The following is a 19,977-nucleotide window of genomic DNA, read 5'->3' as shown; positions in this document are numbered from 1 at the left end:
CCTTCCCGTTCACCGCGGATTCATCCCGAATCCGTCATTATCACGGAACCGTAACCGCCGGCTGAGTAAAATCTGCAAGGCAAGCCGTCCGCGTCCCTTTAGCATGCGGCGATCAACCTTCTCACGCGTCTGCCCATCATGCTCATTCAAGCTTCCCGCGCCGCCGCGCCCCAAACCACGGCAGCGGACGAACCCGCCCGCTCCCACGCCGCCGCCAACCCGATATCGGCGCGGCTCAGCCAGACGGCCAACCGCGCGGACGCCCCCGCCCCGACGCGGACCGCGCCGCGCGCCAATCCGCTGGACGGTCTCTGCGCGCCGCAGCCGCTGGAGCGGCTCAACCCCGAGCCGGCCCGGCAAAGACTCAAGGACAGCGCCCTGCTCGCCAACTTCCCCTATAGCCGGGATCTGGACAGCCTGCGCGCCACCCAATGGAGCCCGGACGCGGAACTGGCGCGGCTGCTGGCCAAGGGCAGCAAACTGGAGTTTCAGCCCCAGCAGGCGCGCCTGATGGACCCGGAAAGCGGCCTGGTGGCCTATGTGTTCCGCAACAAGGCCGAGGGGGACATCCGCCTGGTCTTCGGCGGCACCACCAGCGGCCGCGGCGTGGGCGGCCTCGCTCAGCGCAATCTGAAAAACCTGGCCAGCGTGGCGCGGCAGTGGCGCGCCAACATCGGCAACGCCGCCTTTGGCGGCCGTCCCGCCTGCTACGCCCAGGCCGCCCAGCTCACCCGCAAGCTGCAAAGCCTGGCCGTCGGCCTGCCGCTGATGCGCAGCGGCGAGCCCGGCTACACCGTCAGCACCGGCGGCCACTCGCTGGGCGGCGGCATGGCCGCCTACGCGGCGATGCAGCTGTCCACCCCGCAGCGCCCCGTTCACGCCGAGTGCTTCAGCAGCGCCCAGTTCGGCCGCGGCCTGCAAAACGAACTGCTGGCGCGACACGGCAACGATCTGGATCAGGCGCGCGCGGCCGCGGCCCATATCCGTCATTACTGCGTCCAGGGCGATCTGGTGCCGGCGCTGGACGGGCTGTTGCCGGTGCGCCACGTCGGCCAGCTCTATCTGCTGCCGGCCAACCGCCAGGCCGACGACAGCCGCCTGGGCCGCCATGACAAATTCCTGGATCATGTGCAAGACTTCGTCGCCAGCGCCTGGCAGGGACAATCCCGGTTTTACGCCTAGAAGACCCGGCCGCCGCCCGGTCCCGGGCCGGGCGGCTCAATCAGCGGCCCAGGCGCCGATGCCGCCTTGACCCCCTCATCTCCGCTAGGCACAATCGCAAACGCGCCGCCCCAAACCGGCAGCGCCCAGATTGGAGTCTGGCCCCGCCGCCTCGGCCCAAGCGCCGCAACCGCTTGGTCCGTGCCCTTGCACCCTTCAGCCATACCTAAAACGGGCAGGCCGTGGTGGGAGGGTGCTCGCACCCGCCGGACCGTGGCGCCGGAACTCCAATCCTGCCATGCGCCTGCCATGAGCCTGCGGCTGCCCGTCGCCCCATCGGCAGCCTGAATCAACAGGAGTGCGCGCATGTCCGTCAAATACCCGATTCGCCGCCATTACCGCCCTAATCTCAAACCCGTTTCCTATCAGGAACTGCCCTTCGCCGCGCGCTTGCCGGACCATCCTCAAGTCCATTGCTGGCAAGTGCCGCCGGCCGACGATTATCGCCAGGCCTATTTGCTGGGACGCGAATACGCCGGCCATTTCATCCAGTACCTGCAGGACAATCCCGACGTCCCGAAACGCGCCTTGCTGGCGCGCATCGCCGCCGACGTCGATTTCTCGGTGCAAGGACCCGAGCAAGGCTATTGGGCCGGCTTCTTCGCCTTGGTCGAACAGGTGCTGATCTTCCCCATCGACATCTTCGGCTACATCGACCGCATCAAGCTTCGGGAGGACGCCTTGCGCCAGCAGACGGCAAAACGCTTGGCCGATACTGAATAAGTGCAGCTATTACGCCGCCGACGACTGAGCCGCTTTTGGCACAGCCGCCGGCGGCGCTGGCTGAATCCGGCCACGCGCTCCCGACGCAAGCCATGAAAATCAACAGTTTAACGATGAAGTGAGCTGGCACGCGCTTTGCCTAATAAGAACCACCTCACGGCCTCGCTCCGCGTCGCCGCGTCGTTTAAATGCAAACGTCGTATAAATAGAAGATTGCCGCGCTCCGCCCGGCCCCATACCCGCAAAGGAGAAACACCATGCAACGCATCCGCACCTGGCTCTGTCTCGCCGCCCTGGGCGGCGGCCTCTCGCTGCCCGCCCTCGCCGCCGACGTGGTCCGCCTGGGCAATCTCAAGTTCGCCCACTACGGCGCCATCAGCTATATGAAGGAGATTGCGCCCAAATACGATCTGAAGATCGAGGAGCGCATGTTCGCCAAAGGCATAGACATCATGCCGGCCATCGTCGCCGGCGAAGTGGATATCGCCGCCAGCGCGGCGGACGCGGCGGTGGCCGGCCGCGCCGGCGGCGCGCCCATCTTCGCGGTGGCCGGCTTCGCCAAGGGCGGCGCGCGCATCGTGGCCGCCAAGGACAGCGGCATCAAGAGCGTCAAGGATTTGAAGGGCAAGAAAGTGGGCGTGGCGCGCGGCGGCGCGCAGGAACTGCTGCTGGCGGCGGAACTGGCCAAATACAAGCTCAGTTGGTCCGACAAGCCGGGCAAGGACGTGCAGGTGATCTATATGCCCTTCGCCGATCTGAACCAGGCCTTGATGGGCAAGCAGATAGACGCGATGAGCCAGTCCGAGCCGCAGTCGTCCCAGGCCATCAACAAGGGCTTCGGCGTGGAAGTGCTGAAACCCTACGACACCCCGCTGGGCGAGCCTATCCGCACCCTGGTGATGACGGAGAAAATGTACAAGGAACGCCGCGGCGTGGCGGAACGCTTAATCAAATGCTTTGTGGAGGCCACCAACACCTTCATCAAGAACCCCAAGCTGGCGGAAAAATACGTGCGCGAGAATATGTTCAAGAACCAGATCAGCGCCGACGATTTCCAGGACGCGATCTCCAACTCCCCGTACAGCTACGATCTGAGCGTGGCCCATATCCAGACCACCACCGACATGATGCAGCAGTACGGCATCGGCAAGATGGCCAAACCGCCCAAGGCGGCGGACTGGGTGAAGCTGGACTTGCTGAGCAAGGCCAAGCAGGACCTCAAGGTTAATTGACGGCGGCGGGAGCGAATCATGCAGCAGACTGTGTTTTCCCGGCTGGGCCAGGCCTGGTCCAGCCTGGCGGTGCCCATCGCCATCGTGCTGATCTGGCAGGCCAGTTCCAGCCTGGGCTGGATCAATCCGCAAATCCTGCCCTCGCCGCTGGCGGTATTGCAAAAGTGGCTGGCTTACTGGCAGCCGCTGGAAGCCTACGATCCAGCCTCCGGCGGCTATCTCGCCTGGCTGCTGTCCGGCGAGCTGGTCCACGACGTGGCGGCCAGCCTGTGGCGGGTGGTGCTGGGCTTTGCGCTGGGCGGCGGCCTGGGCTTGCTGCTGGGGCTGTTCATGGGCGTCAGCGACCCGGTGTACCGGGCGTTCAACCCCTTGATCCAGTTCCTGCGGCCGATCCCGCCCATCGCCTGGACCCCGCTGTCCATCCTGTGGTTCGGCCTGGGCAATCCGCCGGCGGTGTTCCTCATCACCATAGGCGCTTTCTTCCCCATCCTGATGAACACCATTTCCGGCGTGCGCAATGTGGACGGCATCTATATCCGCGCCGCGCGCAACCTGGGCGCCAGCCGCGCCACCCTGTTCCGCCGGGTGATCCTGCCGGCGGCCACGCCCTTCATCTTCACCGGCGCGCGGGTGGGCATGGGCACCGCCTTCATCGTGGTGATCGTGGCGGAGATGATCGCGGTGAACAGCGGCGTCGGCTACCGCATCATGGAGGCGCGCGAGTATTTCTGGACCGACAAGGTCATCGCCGGCATGGTCACCATCGGCATTCTCGGCCTGTTGATCGACATGCTGATGCAGGGGCTGAACAACCGCCTGCTGAAATGGCATCGCGGCATCGACCAGTAAAACAATGTCCGCTGCGCGTTGTGGGGCCTCGCAAGGTGAGCGCCGCTTAGAAATGCCCATGTACCCCCCGTACATTCCGCTTTCTCGGCAGTTGTCGCCTTGTCTCGCCCTAGCGCGCGGAACATTGGACAGGCTCTGATCACAATGCGCCGCCGGGCCCGCTTCGACGCGGGCGCGGCGCAAAGAACGAATTCGCGCAACAGCGGACCCCACTGCTGCGCGACATGGAAGGATGAGGCATGAGCGCCCAGATCGAAGTGCAACAGGTGCAAAAAGTATTCAAGACGCCGGGCGGCGACGTAATCGCCCTGCGCGACATCCAGCTGGACATCCAGCCCGGCGAGTTCGTCTGCCTGCTGGGCCCGTCCGGCTGCGGCAAATCCACGCTGCTCAACGCCATCGCCGGCTTCGCGCCGCCCAGCGGCGGCGAGATTCTGGTGGCCGGACAGCGCGTCGCCGCGCCCGGGCCGGACCGCGGCATGGTGTTTCAGGAGTACGCGCTGTTTCCGTGGATGACGGTGGAACAGAACATAGGCTTCGGCCTGGAAATCCAGAAACGCTCCCCGGCCGAGATCCGCGCCGCGGTGGAGCCGCTGCTGGACAAGCTGCACCTGCGCGACTTCCGCCACCGCTTCCCCAAGGACCTGTCCGGCGGCATGCGCCAGCGGGTGGCGATTGCGCGGGTGCTGGCGCTGGATTCGCCGGTGATGCTGATGGACGAGCCCTTCGGCGCGCTGGACGCGCTGACCCGGCGCTCCTTGCAAGACGAGCTGCTGCGCATCTGGCAGGAGAGCGGCAAGACCATTATCTTCGTCACCCACAGCATCGAGGAATCCATCTACCTGGCGGACCGGGTGGTGGTGATGACCTACCGCCCCGGCACCATCAAGCGCGACGTGCGGGTGGAGCTGCCGCGCCCGCGCGACCCCAGCGCGCCGGGCTTCAACGATCTGAAACGGGAGTTGACCCGGCTGGTGATGGAGGAACATTCACGCCACGAAGCCGCGGAACTGCAAGCTGCGGTAGACTGAGGCATCGCCGATTTCCGATCCGCCGCCATGCTCGCACGCGCGTTGCGTTTCCTGCTGAAAAGCCTGCCCTCCCTCTTCTTGCTGGCCTTGGCGCTGGGCGGCGGCTGGGTCTTGGCCAGCCGCATGCTGCTGACCGAAGCGGAGCGCGAGGGCCGGCATCGGGCGGAGATGCACGCCGCCAACCTCGGCGCCACGCTGGAGCAATACCGCTACCTGCCCTATGTGCTGGCGCTGAACCAGGACATCCTCAACCTGCTGGCGGACCCGCGCAATCCGCGGCGGGTGGAGGCGTTGAACCGCTATCTGGAACAGGTGAACCGGCAGTCGCGCACCTCGGCGCTCTTCATCGTCAACGTGGACGGCATCGCGCTGGCGTCCAGCAACTGGATGTCGCCGTACAGCTTCGTCGGCAACAGCTACGCCTTCCGTCCCTATTTTCAGCAGGCGCTGGCCGGCCGGTCCGGCAGCTTTTACGGCATAGGCAGCACCAGCCGCGAGCCGGGCTATTTTCTGTCCTGGCCGGTCTTGTCCGGCCGCCGCGTCGTGGGCGTGGCAGTGGTCAAGGTCAGCCTGGCGCCGCTGGAGGAAGCCTGGCGCAAGGGCGCGGAACCGGTCTTGGTCAGCGACCGCCACGGCGTGGCCTTCCTCAGCGCCAACCCGGACTGGAAGTTCGCCACCTGGCAGCCGCTGCCGCCGGCGGTGCGCCGCCAGATCGACGCCACCCGCCAATACCTGGGCGCCAAACTGCATCCCTTCGCGCTGCTGCAACCGCACGCGGGTTGGCGCGAACAAGCCTGGCTGGCGCCGGACAGCGAGCGCAAGCTGCTGGCCGGCCGCTATCTGCAAATCCGCCAGACCTTGCCGCAAACCGGCTGGACGCTGACCTTGCTGGTGGACATGCACGGCCGCAACCTCACCCTGCTCGCCATCATGAGCACGCTGCTGGCCAGCGGCCTGGGCCTGCTGACGCTGTGGCATTACCGGCGGCTGCGGCTGAGCCGGCTGCGGGAGCAACTGGCGGCGCAACAGGCTTTGCAGCAGGCCCACGACCAGCTGGAACGCAAAGTGGCGGAACGCACCCGCGATCTGGCGCTGAGCAACACCCAGCTGTCGGCGGAAATCCGCGAGCGCATCCAGACGGAAAACAGCCTGCGCATCACCCGCGGCCAATTGGCCGAGGCCAGCAAGCTGGCGGCGCTGGGCCAAATGGCGGCCGGGGTCGCCCATGAAATCAACCAGCCGCTGGCGGCGCTGCGCGCCTTCGCCGACAACGCGGTGACCCTGTTGCAGCGCGGCCGCCCGGACGACGCCAGCGACAATCTGGGCCAGATTTCCCAGTTGGTGGAGCGCATCGCCCACATCACCCGGGATCTGAAAACCTTCGCCCGCCGCCACCGCGGCCCGCTGGGCCAGACCAATCCGCTCGCCGCGCTGCGCGACACGCTGACCCTGCTGCAGCCGGCGCTGCGCGAGGCCCGGGTGGAGTTGGAGCTGGACCTGCCGCCGCGCTGTCCCGACATCGCCTGCGACGCCATCGGCCTGGAGCAGGTGTTCACCAATCTGCTGGGCAACGCCATAGACGCGATGCGGCAGCAAGGGCGAGGCCGGCTGGAGATCAGCCTGCTGCACAAGGCGGGCATGCTGGAATTCCGCCTGCGCGACCACGGCCCCGGCATCGCCGACGCCGATCTGCCGCATCTGTTCGAGCCCTTTTACAGCACCAAGCCGCGCGGCCAGGGCCTGGGCCTGGGGCTGGCCATCGTGCAGGAAATCGTCGAACAGTCCGGCGGCCGCATCGAAGCCTGCAACCACCCGGACGGCGGCGCCCGCTTCATCATCAACTGGCCTTGCGAGTCCGCCTCATGAAACCCTCCCCCAACGTCCGCGCGGGCGTGATCTACGTTGAAGACGACCCGGCCGTGCGCATGGCCACGCTGCAATCGCTGGAATTGGCCGGCCTGCCGGTGCAGGCCTACGCCGACGCCGAAAGCGCGCTGACCGCGCTGAGGCGCGACGAGCGCGCCGTCCTGCTCAGCGATGTGCGCCTGCCCGGCCTCAGCGGCCTGGAGCTGATGGAACAGGCGCTGAACCAGGACCGGGAACTGCCGGTGATCCTGGTCACCGGCCACGGCGACATCGCGATGGCGGTGGCGGCCACCCGCGCCGGCGCCTACGACTTCATCGAAAAGCCCTATGCGCCGGGCCGGCTGATCGAAACGGTGCAACGCGCGCTGGACAAGCGACGGCTGACGCTGGAAAACCGCGAACTGCGCGCCAGCCTGGCGCGCAGCAACGGACCGGTGCTGATCGGCCATAGCCCGGCCATGCAGGCGCTGCGCGAGACGCTGGCCAATGTCGCCGACACCGACGCCGACGTGCTGATCCACGGCGAAACCGGCACCGGCAAGGAAATGGTGGCGCAGGCGCTGCACGCCTGGAGCCGTCGCCGCGAGCGTCATTTCGTGCCGCTGAACTGCGCCGGCCTGCCGGAATCCATTTTCGAGAGCGAAATTTTCGGCCACGAGGCCGGCGCCTTCACCGGCGCGCTCAAGCGCCGCATCGGCAAGATAGAATACGCCAGCGGCGGCACCCTCTTCCTCGACGAAATCGAAGGCATGCCGCTGGCCTTGCAGGCCAAGCTCTTGCGGGTGTTGCAACAGCGGGTGGTGGAAAGGCTGGGCTCCAACAGCCTGATCCCGGTGGACTGCCGGGTGGTGGCCGCCACCAAGGACGATCTGGCCCTGGCCAGCCGGGAGCGGCGCTTCCGCGAAGACTTGTACTACCGGCTCAATGTGGTGTCGCTGCGGCTGCCGCCGCTGCGCGAACGGCGCGAGGACATCCCGGACTTGTTCCAATGGTTCGTGGAGCAAGCGGCGGCGCGCTTCGACCGCCCGGCGCCGGACACGCCGCCGGCGCTATTGGGCCGCCTGCAGGCGCAGACCTGGCCGGGCAATGTGCGCGAGCTGCGCAACGCGGCGGAGCGCTATGTGCTGGGCGTGGCGCCGGACGACGGCGAAACCGCGTCCTACGCGCCCAGCGCGCTGGACGCGAGGGTGGACGCCTACGAGAAGCAATTGATCGAGCAGGCGCTGCTGCGCACCCAGGGCCAGGTGATGCAGGCGGCGGAGCTGCTGGGCATTCCGCGCAAGACCCTGTACAACAAGTTCGCCAAGCACGGCATAGACCCGGACGGCTACCGCGCCTGAAGGACCGGCTTACGGTCTCGCGAGCACCAGCGCGGCCGCCTCAAGAAGCTGTTTACGATCTCGCGAGCTAGGGCGAGACAAGGCGAAAACGAGCGAAAAAGCGGAATGTACTCGTGGTCCATGAGCATTTTGAGCGGGTACTCACCGTGCAGGGCTTCACGACGCGCAGCAGATCGTAAACAGGTTCTCACACCGCGCGCAGCAGCATGAAATGGCGCAGGCTGTAATAACCCTGCGCCGCCGGCCACGGCAGCGCGTCCAACAGGCTCAGACCCGCTTCCCAGCGTTGATTGTCCAGCAGCGCCTCGGAGACGAACTCGCCGTTCAGATTGCAAAAGAACAGCCGGGTCCAATGCGCGTCGCCGGACAGCGTTTCCGCGCGCAGCGCGGCGGTGGCCTGGCGGAACAGCGCCTCGAACAAAGCTTGCTCCAGCCGATCGGCGCCGCCGCGCAGGCCGAAATTGCCGATATAGGCCATATAGTCGCGGCCGGCGATTTCCCAGCGCCGTTCGGTGACTTGCGCTTCGTCGCGGATGCCCCACAGACCGGCCAGCAACACGTGCAGCACATTGGCGCTGAAATTTTCCAGCGCGTCGTTCAGCCCTTCCCGGCCCGCGCCCAGGCCGGCGAAGCTTTCCATCAAGCGGATGTCGTTTTCCAACAGCACGTGGATGTCCAGCCGGCCGTTGTTCTCGCCCGGCGTCCAGTGAGCGCCTATGGCCGGCAGTTGGCCCTGCGGCAGCAGCCAGCCCTTGGCCTCCTGGCAGGGCAGGCCGTGGGCGGCCAATAATTGCGCCAGCAGCGGCGTGGGGTCGAGCGCGGCTTGGGCTTCCGGAACGTGGGCAGACAAGATGGCCATCCTTTTGATTTGATCGCGAGGCCGGCAGTGTACCACCGCCCGCCTCACAGCCTGAAGCTGGCCGCCGCCTGCCGCAGCCCGGCGGCCAGCGTCTCCAGCGCTTCCACCTCGGCCTCGGCCGCCAGGGCGGTGGCGCGGGTCTGTCCGGCCAGGCCGGCCACCTGCTCCATATTGCCGGCCACCTCGCGGTTGGCCTCGGCCTGCGCCGCGGCGGCGCCGGCCACCGCGCGGATATTGTCGCGCGCGGACTGCGCGCCGCCGCGGATGCGCTGCAAGGCGTCCGCGGCCTGCCGGGCCATGGCCACGCCGCTGTCCACCCGCGGCCCCACCTCGCCCATGCTGGCCACCACGGAATCGGTGTCCGCCTGAATCGCCTGGATGGTGGCGGCGATCTGGCGCGTGGCCTCGCCGCTGCGGTCGGCCAGCTTGCGCACCTCGTCCGCCACCACCGCGAAGCCGCGGCCCAGCTCGCCGGCGCGCGCGGCTTCTATCGCCGCGTTCAGCGCCAAGAGATTGGTCTGGTCGGCGATGTCCTTGATCACCGCGGCGGTGACGTCGATCGCGCGGCAGCGCTCGGCCAGTTCGCCTATGCAGCCGGAGGCCGCCGCCACCTGGCCGGACACCGCCTGGATCTCCTCGGCCGCGCGGCGCACCAGGCCTTCGCCCTCGTCCGCCAGCGCGCAGGCGTTGGCTGAGTCCGACTCGCTCTCCGCGCTGCGGCGCGACACCTCCGCCACGCCGTCCAGCATGCCGGCGGTGGTTTCCGCGGCGCCGGCGCTGGCCGCCGCCGATTGCTCCACCTGGCCGTGAATCTGCTGCATGCGTCCGGACAAACCGCCCACCGAACGCTCCAGCTGCGCGGAACCGTCCTGCAGACGTTCGATCAGCTGGCGCAAGCTGCGCTGCATGCCGGCGAAGGCGTCCATCAGGCTGCCCTCGCTCGGCGCGCGCTCCAATGTCTGGCTCAGATCGCCGGCCGCCATCGCCCGCGCCGTCGCCGCGGCCGCCTCCGCCTCGCCGCCGATCAAGCGGAAAATGGACGCGGCCACGCGCCAGGCCAGCAGCGTCACCACCGCCAACACCGCCAGGCCGATGCCGGAGAGCTTGAGCGCCAGGCCGTTGAACTGGCTTTCCACATCGTCCATGAACACGCCTGTGCCTATGGTCCAGTTCCAGTCCGGTATCCGCATCACCGCATTGAGCTTGGGCAGCACCTCGTTGCCGTTGGGCCGCTTGGTGCGCACCAGCGCAAAGCCGAAATCGCCGTTCGACAGCGCGTCGCGGTAAGCCTGCACCAGGGTGCGGCCGTCCGGCAGCTTGCCGCCGGTGTCCCGCTTGCCCAGCTTGCGCCGGTCCGGGTGCACCAGCACCAGGTCCGACGCGTCGCGCGCGAACACGTAGTTGCCCTTGTCGCGCAGCCCGGACATCGCTTCGACCGCGCGCCGCTGCGCCTCCTCGCGCTTGAGCTTGCCGCTTTGCTCCTGCTTCTGGTACATGGCCACCTGCTGGCCCGCCAGGTGCACCAGGCTGCCGATCTGCGCCTTGCGGTCCTCCAGCAGGGTGGAACGCAAGGTGTGCAAGGCGAATCCGGCCACCACGCACAGGCCCAGCCCGGCGCACAACACCACGCCCCCCAAACGGACAGCCAGTTTCATGTCTTCGCTCCATCACGGGTCTCGGCGCCGCGCGGCGGCCGTTCATCCATGGAGCATAGACTATTCATTATGCTTAAGCGGACGCTGCCTCAACCCTCCCCGCCGGCGGCGAACTGCAAGGCCGCCAGCCGCGCGTACAAGGGCGAGTCGGCCAACAGGCTCTGGTGACTGCCTTCGGCCACGATGCGGCCCTGGTCCAGCACCACGATGCGGTCCGCCTGCTTGACCGTGGCCAGCCGGTGGGCGATCACCAGGGTGGTGCGGTTTTGCGCGGCGCGCTCCAGCGCCTGCTGCACCAGTTGTTCCGACTCCGCGTCCAGCGCGCTGGTGGCTTCGTCCAGCAGCAGCAAAGGCGGGTTCTTCAAGATGGCGCGGGCGATGGCGATGCGTTGGCGCTGGCCGCCGGACAGGCGCACGCCGCGTTCGCCCAGATAGGTGTCGTAGCCCTGCGGCAGCTTCTCGATGAAGCCGTCGGCGGCGGCGGCGCGGGCCGCGGCCCGCACCTCCTCGTCGCTGGCCTCGGGTTTGCCGTAGCGGATGTTCTCCAGCGCGCTGGCGCCGAAGATCACCGAATCCTGCAAGACCACGCCCACATGGCCGCGCAAATCGGCGAAGGACAGCTCGCGCACGTCCACGCCGCCCAATAGCAATTGCCCTTGCTGCGGATCGTAAAAACGCAGCAAAAGCTGGAACAAGGTGGACTTGCCGGCGCCGGACGGCCCCACCAGCGCCACGTGCTCGCCGGGGCGCACGCTGAGCCGGATGCCGCTGAGCGAAGGCTGGCCGGGGCGGGACGGATAGGCGAAATCGACGTCGCGCAACGCCAGGCCGGCGGGCCCGGCCGGCAAGGCGCGCGGCGCGGCCGGCTCCGTCACCGGCGAGCGCAGGGACAGCAGCTCCATCAGACGCTCGGTGGCGCCGGCCGCGCGCTGCACATCGCCCCACACCTCCGCCAGCGCGCCGATGGCGCCGGCGGTCACCACCGCGTACAGGATGAACTGGCCCAGCTGGCCGGCGCTCATCGCGCCCTCCAGCACCGCGTGCGCGCCCAGCCACAAGACGAAGACAATGGCGCCGAAGATCAGCAGGATCACCGCCACCGTCAGCCAGGAGCGCGCGCGGATGCGCGCCAGCGCGGCGTCGAAACCCGTCTCCACCGAAGCGCCGAAGCGCCGGCTCTCCCGCGCCTGCTGATTAAAGGCCTGCACCGTGGGAATGGCGTTCAGGGTTTCGCCGGCGATGGCGCTGGAATCCGCAATGCGGTCCTGGCTGGAACGGGACAAGGTCCGCACCCGGCGGCCGAAAACCACGATGGGCAAGACCACCAGCAACAGCGTCACCAGGATGTAGGCGGTCAGACTGGGGCTGGTGGCCATCAGCATGGCCAGGCCGCCCAGCATCAGCAGCGCGTTGCGCAGCCCCATGGACAGGCTGGTGCCGATCACGGTCTGCACCAAGGTGGTGTCGGTGGTCAGCCGGGACAGCACCTCGCCGGTCTGGGTGACTTCAAAGTATTCCGGGCTGACCCGGATCACATGCTGATACACCGCGCGGCGGATGTCGGCGGTGACGCGTTCGCCCAGCCAGGACACGCAATAAAAACGCAGCGCGGTGGCCAGGGCCAGCACCGCCGCCACGCCGAACAGGCCGAGGAAATAGCGGTTGATGTCCGCCGCCGCGCGCTGGCTGAAACCATGGTCGATCAGAAAGCGAAACGCCACCGGCAGCAACAGGGTGGCAGCGGCGGCCACGATCAGGGCCAGCAAGGCCAGCCAGGCGCGCAGCCGGTACGGGCGCAGATAGGGCAACAGGCCGGCCAGCGGGCTCAGCCGCAGCCATGGGGAGGGGCAACGGACATGGGAATGGACGCTCAGTGAAACACAGCGCCCTACTCTAGCCTGCCGCCGGACAAACCGCACCCCCGGACATGAAAAAACCGCCGCGGGCGAAGCCGGCGGCGGCGGGACGGTCAGGCTTGTCTGAATCAGAACTTGTACTGCATCTGCACGCCCAGCAAGTGGCCGCGGATGGAGCTGTAAGAACCTTGCAGCGTGTCGCCGTTGCCCAGCGGGCTCGGAGCGGTATGGTTGATGTCGCGGTCGCCCACGCCCATCAGATAGGTGTAGCCGGCGTCCACGGTCAGCTGCTTGCTGGCCTTGTAGCTGGCGCCCAGGCTCAGCCAGACGCGGTCGGTGTCCGGAATCAGCGGATTGCGGTAGCTGGCGTTGCGCACCGGGCTGGTTTCATAGCCCACGCCGCTGCGCAGCGTCAGTTGCTCGTTGAAGTTGTAGTCGGCGCCCACCGAGAACAGCCAGCTGGCTTTCCAGTGATTATTGATCACGGTGTCGGCCAGCGGATTGCCCTTGATCACCAGCTGATCGAAGCGGCTCCAGTTGGTCCAGCGCGCGGTGGCGCTCAGCGCCCACTTGCTGTTCAGACGGCTGAAGCCGGACAGCAGCAGCGATTCCGGCGTGGTGACGTCGGCGCCGCCGGCATAAGTGCCGTCGATATGGAATTTCTGCGGCAGCGGAATCGAGGTGCCCGGCAGCGTGGATTGGTTGAAGCCGCTAGCCTTGTAGTCGCCGCGCGCCTTGTGGTTCAGTTTGGAGCGATAGGACAGGCCAACGCGGTTGTCCTGGTTGAACGCGTACATCAGGCCCAGATTGTAGCCGTAGGCCCAGCTGTCGGCGTCGATCTCGCCGGTGGCGCCTTGGAAAAACGCGCCCTGCTTCAGATCGGCCTTGGCGTACTGCGCCGACACGCCGGCGCCGAAGCTCCACTTGTCGTCCAGCTTGTAGGCGAAGGACGGGTTGAAGTCCACGGTCATGATGGAACTGGAAATGCCGTGGTTGCGGCCCACCCAGTTGTCGTCATAGCTCGCGCCGAGGCCGAAGGGCACGGTGATGCCCAGACCCAGGCGGGCGCGTTCGCTCAACTGATGCACCAGATAGGCGTTGGGGATGAATTCGGCCTTGGCGCGGCCGTTGTCGCTGCCCTGGCGCGCGGCCGGGAAACCGCCCTTGCCTTCGAACGGCGCGTCGATTTCGGCGTAGGTGAAGCCGCCCTGCACCTGAGTGCCTTCAATCAAGGTCATGCCGGCCGGGTTGTAGAAGACGGCGGACAGGTCGTCGCCCACCAGGCCGGCGCCGGCGTGGGCGCGGCCCAGGCCGGCCACGCTTTGCTCGGACAATTGGAAGCCGGCGGCCTGAGCCAGCGGCGCGGCGGCCAACAGGCCGGCCACCAGCGCGGGAATGAGGCGAACAGCGGAAGGTGCGAATGCTTTCATTTTTTTATATCTACCCCGGCGGCGGCTGCCGCCTTTGTTATTGGAAACCGAGCTTGCGTGCGAAAATATGCCATCCAAATAGATAGCGATCACACAATTTTTAGGGGGTGGAGTCTAAATACTATTTTTTAAAAAAACAAGAAGTCCGCCTTAGGCTAAAAGCATAAGACAGCCGCGCCATGCGCTGAATCAAAAGGCTGTGCTAATATTGGCGGCTCCTCATAACCCTGTTGAATAAAGCAACCATGAAACGAATGCTGAGCATGCTGGCGTTGAGCGCGCTGCCCGCCGTGGCCCTGGCCTCGCCGACAGTGGAAATGACCACGAACAAGGGCAATATCGAGATTGCGCTGGACTCGGCCAAAGCCCCCAAGACCGTGGAAAACTTCGTCGCCTACGCCAAGGCCGGCCACTACAACGGCACCGTGTTCCACCGCGTGATCGACGGCTTCATGATCCAGGGCGGCGGCTTCGACACCAAGCTGAACCAGAAGCCCACCCGCGCCGCCATCGCCAACGAGGCGAGCAACGGCCTGAAGAACGGCATAGGCACCATCGCCATGGCCCGCACCGCGGACCCGAATTCCGCCACCGCCCAGTTCTTCATCAATGTGGCCAACAACGACTTCCTCGACTATAAATCCCCGACACCCCAGGGCGCCGGCTATGCGGTGTTCGGCAAAGTGACCCGCGGCATGGACGTGGTCAACCGCATCGCCAAGACCCGCACCGGCAGCATGAACGGCATGGGCGACGTGCCGTTCGAGCCCATCGTGATCCAGAAAGTCACCATCAAGCCTTAAGCTTTTCTACAACCTCTTTCATACCGGCAGGCCCCACGCGGCCTGCCCGTCATCAAGGAAACACCATGATCAAACTGACCACCAACTTCGGCGCCATCGTGCTGGAACTGTTCGCCGACAAGGCCCCGAAAACCGCCGCCAACTTTGAAGAGTACGTAAAAAGCGGCCATTACGACGGCACCATCTTCCACCGCGTGATCAACGGTTTCATGATCCAGGGCGGCGGCTTCACCGCCGACATGTCGCAAAAGCCGACCAACGCGCCGATCGAGAACGAGGCCAATAACGGCCTGGCCAACAAGGCCTACACCGTGGCCATGGCCCGCACCATGGACCCGCACTCGGCCTCCGCCCAGTTCTTCATCAATGTGTCCGACAACGACTTCCTGGATTTCAAATCGGAAAGCGCCCAAGGCTGGGGCTACGCCGTGTTTGGCCAGGTTGTGGAAGGCCAGGACGTAGTGGACAGCATCAAGGCGGTGCGCACCGGTCGCAGCGGCCCGCATCAGGACGTGCCGGCGGAAGCCGTGGTGATCGAGAAAGCCGAAATCATTTGATTCGCCGACGCCGCGCGACGCGCGGCGCGCTTCCAGCCCGGCCGTCCGGCCGGGCTTCAACTCATCCGCACGCGACATGGCCATTCACTTCATTTCCGATCTGCACCTGGCGGACGACACTCCGGCGCTGAACCGTTTGTTTCTGGACACGCTGCAAGCCTGGCAAGGCCGGATCGACGCGCTCTACATCCTGGGCGATCTGTTCGAATACTGGGTGGGCGACGACGACGATTCGCCGTTCCTGGAAACGCCGCTGGCCGCGATGCGCGCCTTCGCCGCCGCCACGCCGCTGTACGTGATGCACGGCAACCGCGATTTCCTGCTGGGCGAGGGCTTCTGTCTGCGCAGCGGCGCGCGGCTGCTGGACGATCCAAGCTTGATCGAGGCCCATGGCCGCCGCTGCCTGCTCAGCCACGGCGACGCGCTGTGCACCGGCGACGCCGCCTATCAGCAGTTTCGAGCCGTCAGCCGCAACCCGCAGTGGCAGCGGGCGATGCTGGCGCGGCCGCTGGCGGAGCGCCACGCGATCGCGCGTCAGGCGCGCCAGCAAAGCGAGATGAGCAAACAACAGAACGGCCTGAGCGAGATTTCGGACGTCGCCGCCGACGCGGTCGAGGCGCTGCTGGCCGCCCACGACTGGCCGACGCTGATCCACGGCCATACCCACCGCCCCGCGGCCCACCGACACGGCGCCTCCGAGCGTTGGGTGATCCAGGACTGGCACGGGAACCAGGGCGGCTATCTGCGCCTGGACGATGCGGGCATCGTCAGCCTGCCGCTGAACGCCGCCTGAGAATTTGCGCAAAGTCCGCTGCGCATCGCGAGACATGAGATTGCAAATGCAAAACGCCTGCCGGATCGGCAGGCGTTTTTCACGTCAGCGCGGCTCCGCCGACAGCGGCCGCCACAGCGGCCACCAGCCCGGCCCGCAGGCCAGTTCGGCGTCCACCGTCACGCCGGGCAGCGCCAGCACGCGCCCGTCGGCGTCGCACAACAGCGGCCAGCGCTCGCGCAAGGGCGGCGCGATGCCGGACTCCTGCAGAAAGTTCTTCACCGGCTTGCGCCCCACCCCGGCCGCCAGCCGCTCGCCGCCCTCGCGCGGCCGCAGGCTCAAACCCCGCGCCAAGGCCTCCGCCGGCAGGCCGCGCGGCCGCCACTCCCAGCTCAGCGTTCCGCCCCACTCTTGCACCAGACGTTCCGCCTCAGGCTCCACCGCCCCAGCGACACGGCCGCCGGCGCCGGCAGCGCCGGCAAGGCGAACAGGCCGTCGCGATAACGGTATAACAGGCCCCGCGCCAGACTCAGCCGCGGACAGCTGGCGGCGCCGGCCTCCAGCGCCTGGCGCTGGAACTCCGCCAGCGCGTCCGGCTCCGGCACCGGCCAGGCCAGGCCGCGCAGCCAGGCCAGCAGGCATTGGCGTTGCCTGGCCGCGGACAAGCCGCGCCAGCGAGTCAGGTCCAGGCCGCCTTCGCGCCGGCAAGCGGTCAGATCCTGCGCCGCCACCTCGTCCAGCACCGCGGCGGCGTCCGCCAGCAAGCCGGCCGATCGCGTCAGATGCCGGCGATAATCCGGCAGCGCCGCCTCCAGCTGCGGCAGCAGCCGCTGACGCAGCAGATTGCGCCGCCAGCGCTCGTCCTGATTGCTCTCGTCCTCAACCCAGCTCAGGCCCTGCGCTTGAACGAACGCCTCCAGCTGCCGCCGGCGCAAACCCAGCAAGGGCCGCCACAGCCAGGGCCCGTCCGCGTCCAGCTTGCGCAAGGCCGGCATCGCCGCCAGAGCGCGCGCGCCGCCGCCGCGCAGCAATTGCAGCAGCACGGTTTCCGCCTGATCGTCCAGATGATGCGCCAAAACCACCACGCCGGCGGCGGAACGCCGATACGCCTGGTAGCGCGCCTCGCGGGCCACCGCTTCCAGACTGCCGCCGCCGCTCAGGACCAGCTTTACCCGCTCCACCCGCAAAGACGCGCCCAGCGACGCGCACAAGGCGCGACAGTGCTCGGCCCAGGCGTCGGCGTTCGGGCTCAGCCCGTGGTGCACATGCACCGCGCGGATCTCCAGCTCCGGACGGCGCTCCCGCGCGCGGCACAGCAGCGCCAGCAACGCCACCGAATCCAGGCCGCCGCTCAAGCCCACCTCAAAAGCACATTGGCCGGACAATTCGTCCGGCCAATGGCTTAACAGAGATTCGAGCGGGTCAGGCTGCGGCTTCCTTGAAGCGGCCATAACTCATCAATCTGTCGAAACGGGTTTTCAGCAACTCGTCGATCGGCTTGCCGGTCAAGTCTTTCAACTCTTCCTGCAGCACGCGCTTCAGCGTCGCCATCATCTGAGCGTGATCGCGATGCGCGCCGCCCACCGGCTCGTTGACCACGCGGTCGATCAAGCCCAGCGTCTTCAGGCGCGGCGCGGTGATGCCCAGGGCTTCCGCGGCGTCGGACGCGCGCTCGGCGGTCTTCCACAAGATGGAGGCGCAGCCTTCCGGCGAAATCACCGAGTAGGTGGCGTATTGCAGCATATTGACGCAATCGCCCACCGCGATGGCCAGCGCGCCGCCGGAACCGCCCTCGCCGATCACCGTCACGATGACGGGCACGCGCAAACGGGTCATTTCATAGAGATTGCGGCCGATGGCCTCGGATTGGCCGCGTTCTTCCGCGCCGATGCCGGGCCAAGCGCCGGTGGTGTCCACCAAGGTGACCACCGGGATGCCGAACTTCTCGGCCAGCTTCATCAGGCGCAGGGCCTTGCGATAGCCTTCCGGATGCGGCATGCCGAAATTGCGGCGGATCTTTTCCTTGGTGTCCCGGCCCTTCTGCTGGCCGATGACCATCACCGACTGGCCGTTGAAACGGGCCAGACCGCCCACGATGGCGGCGTCGTCGGCAAACGCGCGGTCGCCGTGCAGCTCTTCGAAGTCGGTGAAAATACTCTCTATATAGTCGAGCGCGTAGGGGCGCTGCGGATGGCGCGCCACCAAGGCGATTTGAGACGGCGTCAGCTTGGCGTAGAGGGACTTGGTCAAGTCCTGGCTCTTCTTCTGCAGGCGCGCGATCTCCTCGGAGATGTCCAGCACGGAATCGTCCTGAACATAGCGAAGTTCTTCTATTTTGTTCTCGAGCTCGGCAATAGGCTGCTCAAAATCGAGAAAGGTCGGCTTCATTCGTAACGTCATCCGATAAATAGCTAATGGCGGCATGATACCTTAGCGGCAAAGTCGGCGTCACCTTTCTGTCTGACAAAAACATTAAATTTTGGAGCATTTATTCGAAATTGCCGCCGGTTGCAAAAATTTGCGGGTAGACCACTTGCGCAAGCTTAAACCCTGTGTTTTAATTCGCCTCCTCGCTGAAACGCAAACGCAGCAGCGAAAAGGATTCAGGGCGTTTAGCTCAGTTGGTAGAGCGTCTGCCTTACAAGCAGAATGTCGGCGGTTCGACTCCGTCAACGCCCACCAAAGTTTTGCGGTTGGAGTGGTAGTTCAGTTGGTTAGAATACCGGCCTGTCACGCCGGGGGTCGCGGGTTCGAGTCCCGTCCACTCCGCCAACAGCATTGAAAGCAGTACCCGGATTCGGGCGTTTAGCTCAGTTGGTAGAGCGTCTGCCTTACAAGCAGAATGTCGGCGGTTCGACTCCGTCAACGCCCACCAAGTTTCGGTTGGAGTGGTAGTTCAGTTGGTTAGAATACCGGCCTGTCACGCCGGGGGTCGCGGGTTCGAGTCCCGTCCACTCCGCCAACAGCATTAAAGCAGTACCCGGATTCGGGCGTTTAGCTCAGTTGGTAGAGCGTCTGCCTTACAAGCAGAATGTCGGCGGTTCGACTCCGTCAACGCCCACCAAAGTTTTGCGGTTGGAGTGGTAGTTCAGTTGGTTAGAATACCGGCCTGTCACGCCGGGGGTCGCGGGTTCGAGTCCCGTCCACTCCGCCAACAGTATTGAAGCAGTACCCGGATTCGGGCGTTTAGCTCAGTTGGTAGAGCGTCTGCCTTACAAGCAGAATGTCGGCGGTTCGACTCCGTCAACGCCCACCAAGTTTCGGTTGGAGTGGTAGTTCAGTTGGTTAGAATACCGGCCTGTCACGCCGGGGGTCGCGGGTTCGAGTCCCGTCCACTCCGCCAACAGTATTGAAAGCAGTACCCGGATTCGGGCGTTTAGCTCAGTTGGTAGAGCGTCTGCCTTACAAGCAGAATGTCGGCGGTTCGACTCCGTCAACGCCCACCAAGTTTCGGTTGGAGTGGTAGTTCAGTTGGTTAGAATACCGGCCTGTCACGCCGGGGGTCGCGGGTTCGAGTCCCGTCCACTCCGCCAACAGCATTGCATAGCAGTATCCGGAAACGGAGCAACGGTTTCGGGCGGTTAGTCTCAGTTGGTAGAGCACTGCCTTCACACGGCAGGGGTCGCTGGTTCGAGTCCAGTACCGCCCACCATTTGCTGGAGTGGTAGTTCAGTTGGTTAGAATACCGGCCTGTCACGCCGGGGGTCGCGGGTTCGAGTCCCGTCCACTCCGCCAAGCATTGCAAAAAAGCAGCCTTTAGGCTGCTTTTTTGCATTTTGCGTC

17 protein-coding genes and 12 tRNA genes are annotated in these 19,977 nt (G+C 66.1%); 22 read left to right on the top strand and 7 right to left on the bottom strand.

Going from position 1 to position 19,977, the window contains the following annotated elements:
- The first annotated feature begins 138 nt into the window (after positions 1-138).
- The 7 genes from HQN78_RS03020 to HQN78_RS02990 all read left to right on the top strand — a co-directional run bounded on the left by HQN78_RS03020 (position 139) and on the right by HQN78_RS02990 (position 8,262).
- Positions 139-1,182: a hypothetical protein gene (locus HQN78_RS03020; RefSeq protein ID WP_235087806.1), complete on the top strand. Its 1,044-nt coding sequence runs from the start codon at positions 139-141 to the stop codon at positions 1,180-1,182.
- A gap of 345 nt (positions 1,183-1,527) precedes the next feature.
- Complete coding sequence (locus HQN78_RS03015; protein ID WP_107798678.1) at positions 1,528-1,944, top strand: hypothetical protein; 417 nt, start codon at positions 1,528-1,530, stop codon at positions 1,942-1,944.
- Between the two features lie 257 nt (positions 1,945-2,201).
- Positions 2,202-3,176 carry an ABC transporter substrate-binding protein gene (locus HQN78_RS03010; protein ID WP_107798677.1) on the top strand — a complete coding sequence of 325 codons (975 nt, stop codon included), beginning with the start codon at positions 2,202-2,204 and terminating at the stop codon, positions 3,174-3,176.
- Positions 3,177-3,194: 18 nt separating this feature from the next.
- The gene (locus HQN78_RS03005) at positions 3,195-4,025 is read left to right on the top strand and encodes an ABC transporter permease (protein ID WP_227107708.1); all 831 of its coding nucleotides are present in this window, start codon (positions 3,195-3,197) and stop codon (positions 4,023-4,025) included.
- A gap of 239 nt (positions 4,026-4,264) precedes the next feature.
- Entirely contained in the window at positions 4,265-5,056 is a 792-nt protein-coding gene (locus HQN78_RS03000; RefSeq protein ID WP_081545119.1) for an ABC transporter ATP-binding protein, read from the top strand.
- 27 nt (positions 5,057-5,083) lie between these two features.
- The gene (locus tag HQN78_RS02995) at positions 5,084-6,922 is read left to right on the top strand and encodes an ATP-binding protein (protein WP_107798675.1); all 1,839 of its coding nucleotides are present in this window, start codon (positions 5,084-5,086) and stop codon (positions 6,920-6,922) included.
- Positions 6,919-8,262, top strand: coding sequence for a sigma-54 dependent transcriptional regulator (locus tag HQN78_RS02990; protein WP_235087803.1), 1,344 nt, complete (start codon positions 6,919-6,921; stop codon positions 8,260-8,262). Before HQN78_RS02995 ends, HQN78_RS02990 begins: the two co-directional genes overlap by 4 nt.
- A 187-nt stretch (positions 8,263-8,449) precedes the next feature.
- On the opposite strand, the gene HQN78_RS02985 is transcribed toward HQN78_RS02990, so the two are convergent.
- From HQN78_RS02985 to HQN78_RS02970, 4 genes are all read right to left on the bottom strand, one after another.
- The gene (locus HQN78_RS02985; RefSeq protein WP_235087801.1) at positions 8,450-9,112 is read right to left on the bottom strand and encodes a DUF6348 family protein; all 663 of its coding nucleotides are present in this window, start codon (positions 9,110-9,112) and stop codon (positions 8,450-8,452) included.
- Positions 9,113-9,165: 53 nt separating this feature from the next.
- On the bottom strand, positions 9,166-10,776 hold the full coding sequence (locus HQN78_RS02980; protein WP_107798672.1) for a methyl-accepting chemotaxis protein: 1,611 nt from the start codon (positions 10,774-10,776) through the stop codon (positions 9,166-9,168).
- Positions 10,777-10,865: 89 nt separating this feature from the next.
- Positions 10,866-12,596, bottom strand: a complete 1,731-nt coding sequence (locus HQN78_RS02975) for an ABC transporter transmembrane domain-containing protein (protein WP_255701239.1) — start codon at positions 12,594-12,596, stop codon at positions 10,866-10,868.
- A 164-nt stretch (positions 12,597-12,760) separates the two neighbouring features.
- Positions 12,761-14,062 (bottom strand): OmpP1/FadL family transporter, encoded by a 1,302-nt coding sequence (locus HQN78_RS02970; RefSeq protein WP_227107702.1) that lies wholly within the window; start codon positions 14,060-14,062, stop codon positions 12,761-12,763.
- 245 nt (positions 14,063-14,307) lie between these two features.
- On the opposite strand from HQN78_RS02970, the gene HQN78_RS02965 reads away from it, so the two are divergent.
- The 3 genes from HQN78_RS02965 to HQN78_RS02955 all read left to right on the top strand — a co-directional run bounded on the left by HQN78_RS02965 (position 14,308) and on the right by HQN78_RS02955 (position 16,215).
- On the top strand, positions 14,308-14,865 hold the full coding sequence (locus HQN78_RS02965; RefSeq protein WP_227107700.1) for a peptidylprolyl isomerase: 558 nt from the start codon (positions 14,308-14,310) through the stop codon (positions 14,863-14,865).
- A gap of 65 nt (positions 14,866-14,930) precedes the next feature.
- Positions 14,931-15,422 (top strand): peptidylprolyl isomerase, encoded by a 492-nt coding sequence (locus HQN78_RS02960; RefSeq protein ID WP_107798668.1) that lies wholly within the window; start codon positions 14,931-14,933, stop codon positions 15,420-15,422.
- 76 nt (positions 15,423-15,498) lie between these two features.
- Positions 15,499-16,215 (top strand): UDP-2,3-diacylglucosamine diphosphatase, encoded by a 717-nt coding sequence (locus HQN78_RS02955; RefSeq protein ID WP_235087796.1) that lies wholly within the window; start codon positions 15,499-15,501, stop codon positions 16,213-16,215.
- 84 nt (positions 16,216-16,299) lie between these two features.
- Here HQN78_RS02955 and tilS (HQN78_RS02950) read toward each other — a convergent pair whose 3' ends face one another.
- From tilS (HQN78_RS02950) to HQN78_RS02940, 3 genes are read right to left on the bottom strand one after another with little or no spacing between them, the layout of a single operon-like run.
- Positions 16,300-16,611: a tRNA lysidine(34) synthetase TilS gene (tilS, locus tag HQN78_RS02950; protein ID WP_235087794.1), complete on the bottom strand. Its 312-nt coding sequence runs from the start codon at positions 16,609-16,611 to the stop codon at positions 16,300-16,302.
- Positions 16,587-17,579 (bottom strand): tRNA lysidine(34) synthetase TilS, encoded by a 993-nt coding sequence (tilS, locus tag HQN78_RS02945; protein WP_235087792.1) that lies wholly within the window; start codon positions 17,577-17,579, stop codon positions 16,587-16,589. The genes tilS (HQN78_RS02950) and tilS (HQN78_RS02945) overlap by 25 nt, the downstream gene beginning before the upstream one ends.
- Before the next feature lie 37 nt (positions 17,580-17,616).
- A complete protein-coding gene (locus HQN78_RS02940; RefSeq protein WP_107798665.1) occupies positions 17,617-18,582 on the bottom strand; it encodes an acetyl-CoA carboxylase carboxyltransferase subunit alpha in 966 nt (321 codons plus the stop codon).
- Positions 18,583-18,800: 218 nt separating this feature from the next.
- Between HQN78_RS02940 and HQN78_RS02935 the strand changes: the two genes are divergently transcribed.
- From HQN78_RS02935 to HQN78_RS02880, 12 genes are all read left to right on the top strand, one after another.
- Positions 18,801-18,876, top strand: a tRNA-Val gene (locus HQN78_RS02935).
- A 13-nt stretch (positions 18,877-18,889) separates the two neighbouring features.
- Positions 18,890-18,966: transfer RNA gene (locus tag HQN78_RS02930), tRNA-Asp, on the top strand.
- Between the two features lie 27 nt (positions 18,967-18,993).
- Positions 18,994-19,069 (top strand) — tRNA-Val (locus tag HQN78_RS02925).
- A gap of 10 nt (positions 19,070-19,079) precedes the next feature.
- Positions 19,080-19,156 (top strand) — tRNA-Asp (locus HQN78_RS02920).
- 26 nt (positions 19,157-19,182) lie between these two features.
- Positions 19,183-19,258: transfer RNA gene (locus HQN78_RS02915), tRNA-Val, on the top strand.
- Between the two features lie 13 nt (positions 19,259-19,271).
- A tRNA-Asp gene (locus tag HQN78_RS02910) sits at positions 19,272-19,348 on the top strand.
- 26 nt (positions 19,349-19,374) lie between these two features.
- Positions 19,375-19,450, top strand: a tRNA-Val gene (locus HQN78_RS02905).
- 10 nt (positions 19,451-19,460) lie between these two features.
- A tRNA-Asp gene (locus tag HQN78_RS02900) sits at positions 19,461-19,537 on the top strand.
- Between the two features lie 27 nt (positions 19,538-19,564).
- Positions 19,565-19,640: transfer RNA gene (locus HQN78_RS02895), tRNA-Val, on the top strand.
- Positions 19,641-19,650: 10 nt separating this feature from the next.
- Positions 19,651-19,727, top strand: a tRNA-Asp gene (locus tag HQN78_RS02890).
- Between the two features lie 42 nt (positions 19,728-19,769).
- Positions 19,770-19,846, top strand: a tRNA-Val gene (locus HQN78_RS02885).
- 6 nt (positions 19,847-19,852) lie between these two features.
- Positions 19,853-19,929: transfer RNA gene (locus HQN78_RS02880), tRNA-Asp, on the top strand.
- Positions 19,930-19,977: the final 48 nt, after the last annotated feature.

Origin of the sequence: Chromobacterium sp. Beijing, from assembly GCF_021496765.1 — a bacterium.
Classification (GTDB): domain Bacteria; phylum Pseudomonadota; class Gammaproteobacteria; order Burkholderiales; family Chromobacteriaceae; genus Chromobacterium.
This window is presented reverse-complemented; position numbering and strand designations above follow the sequence as displayed.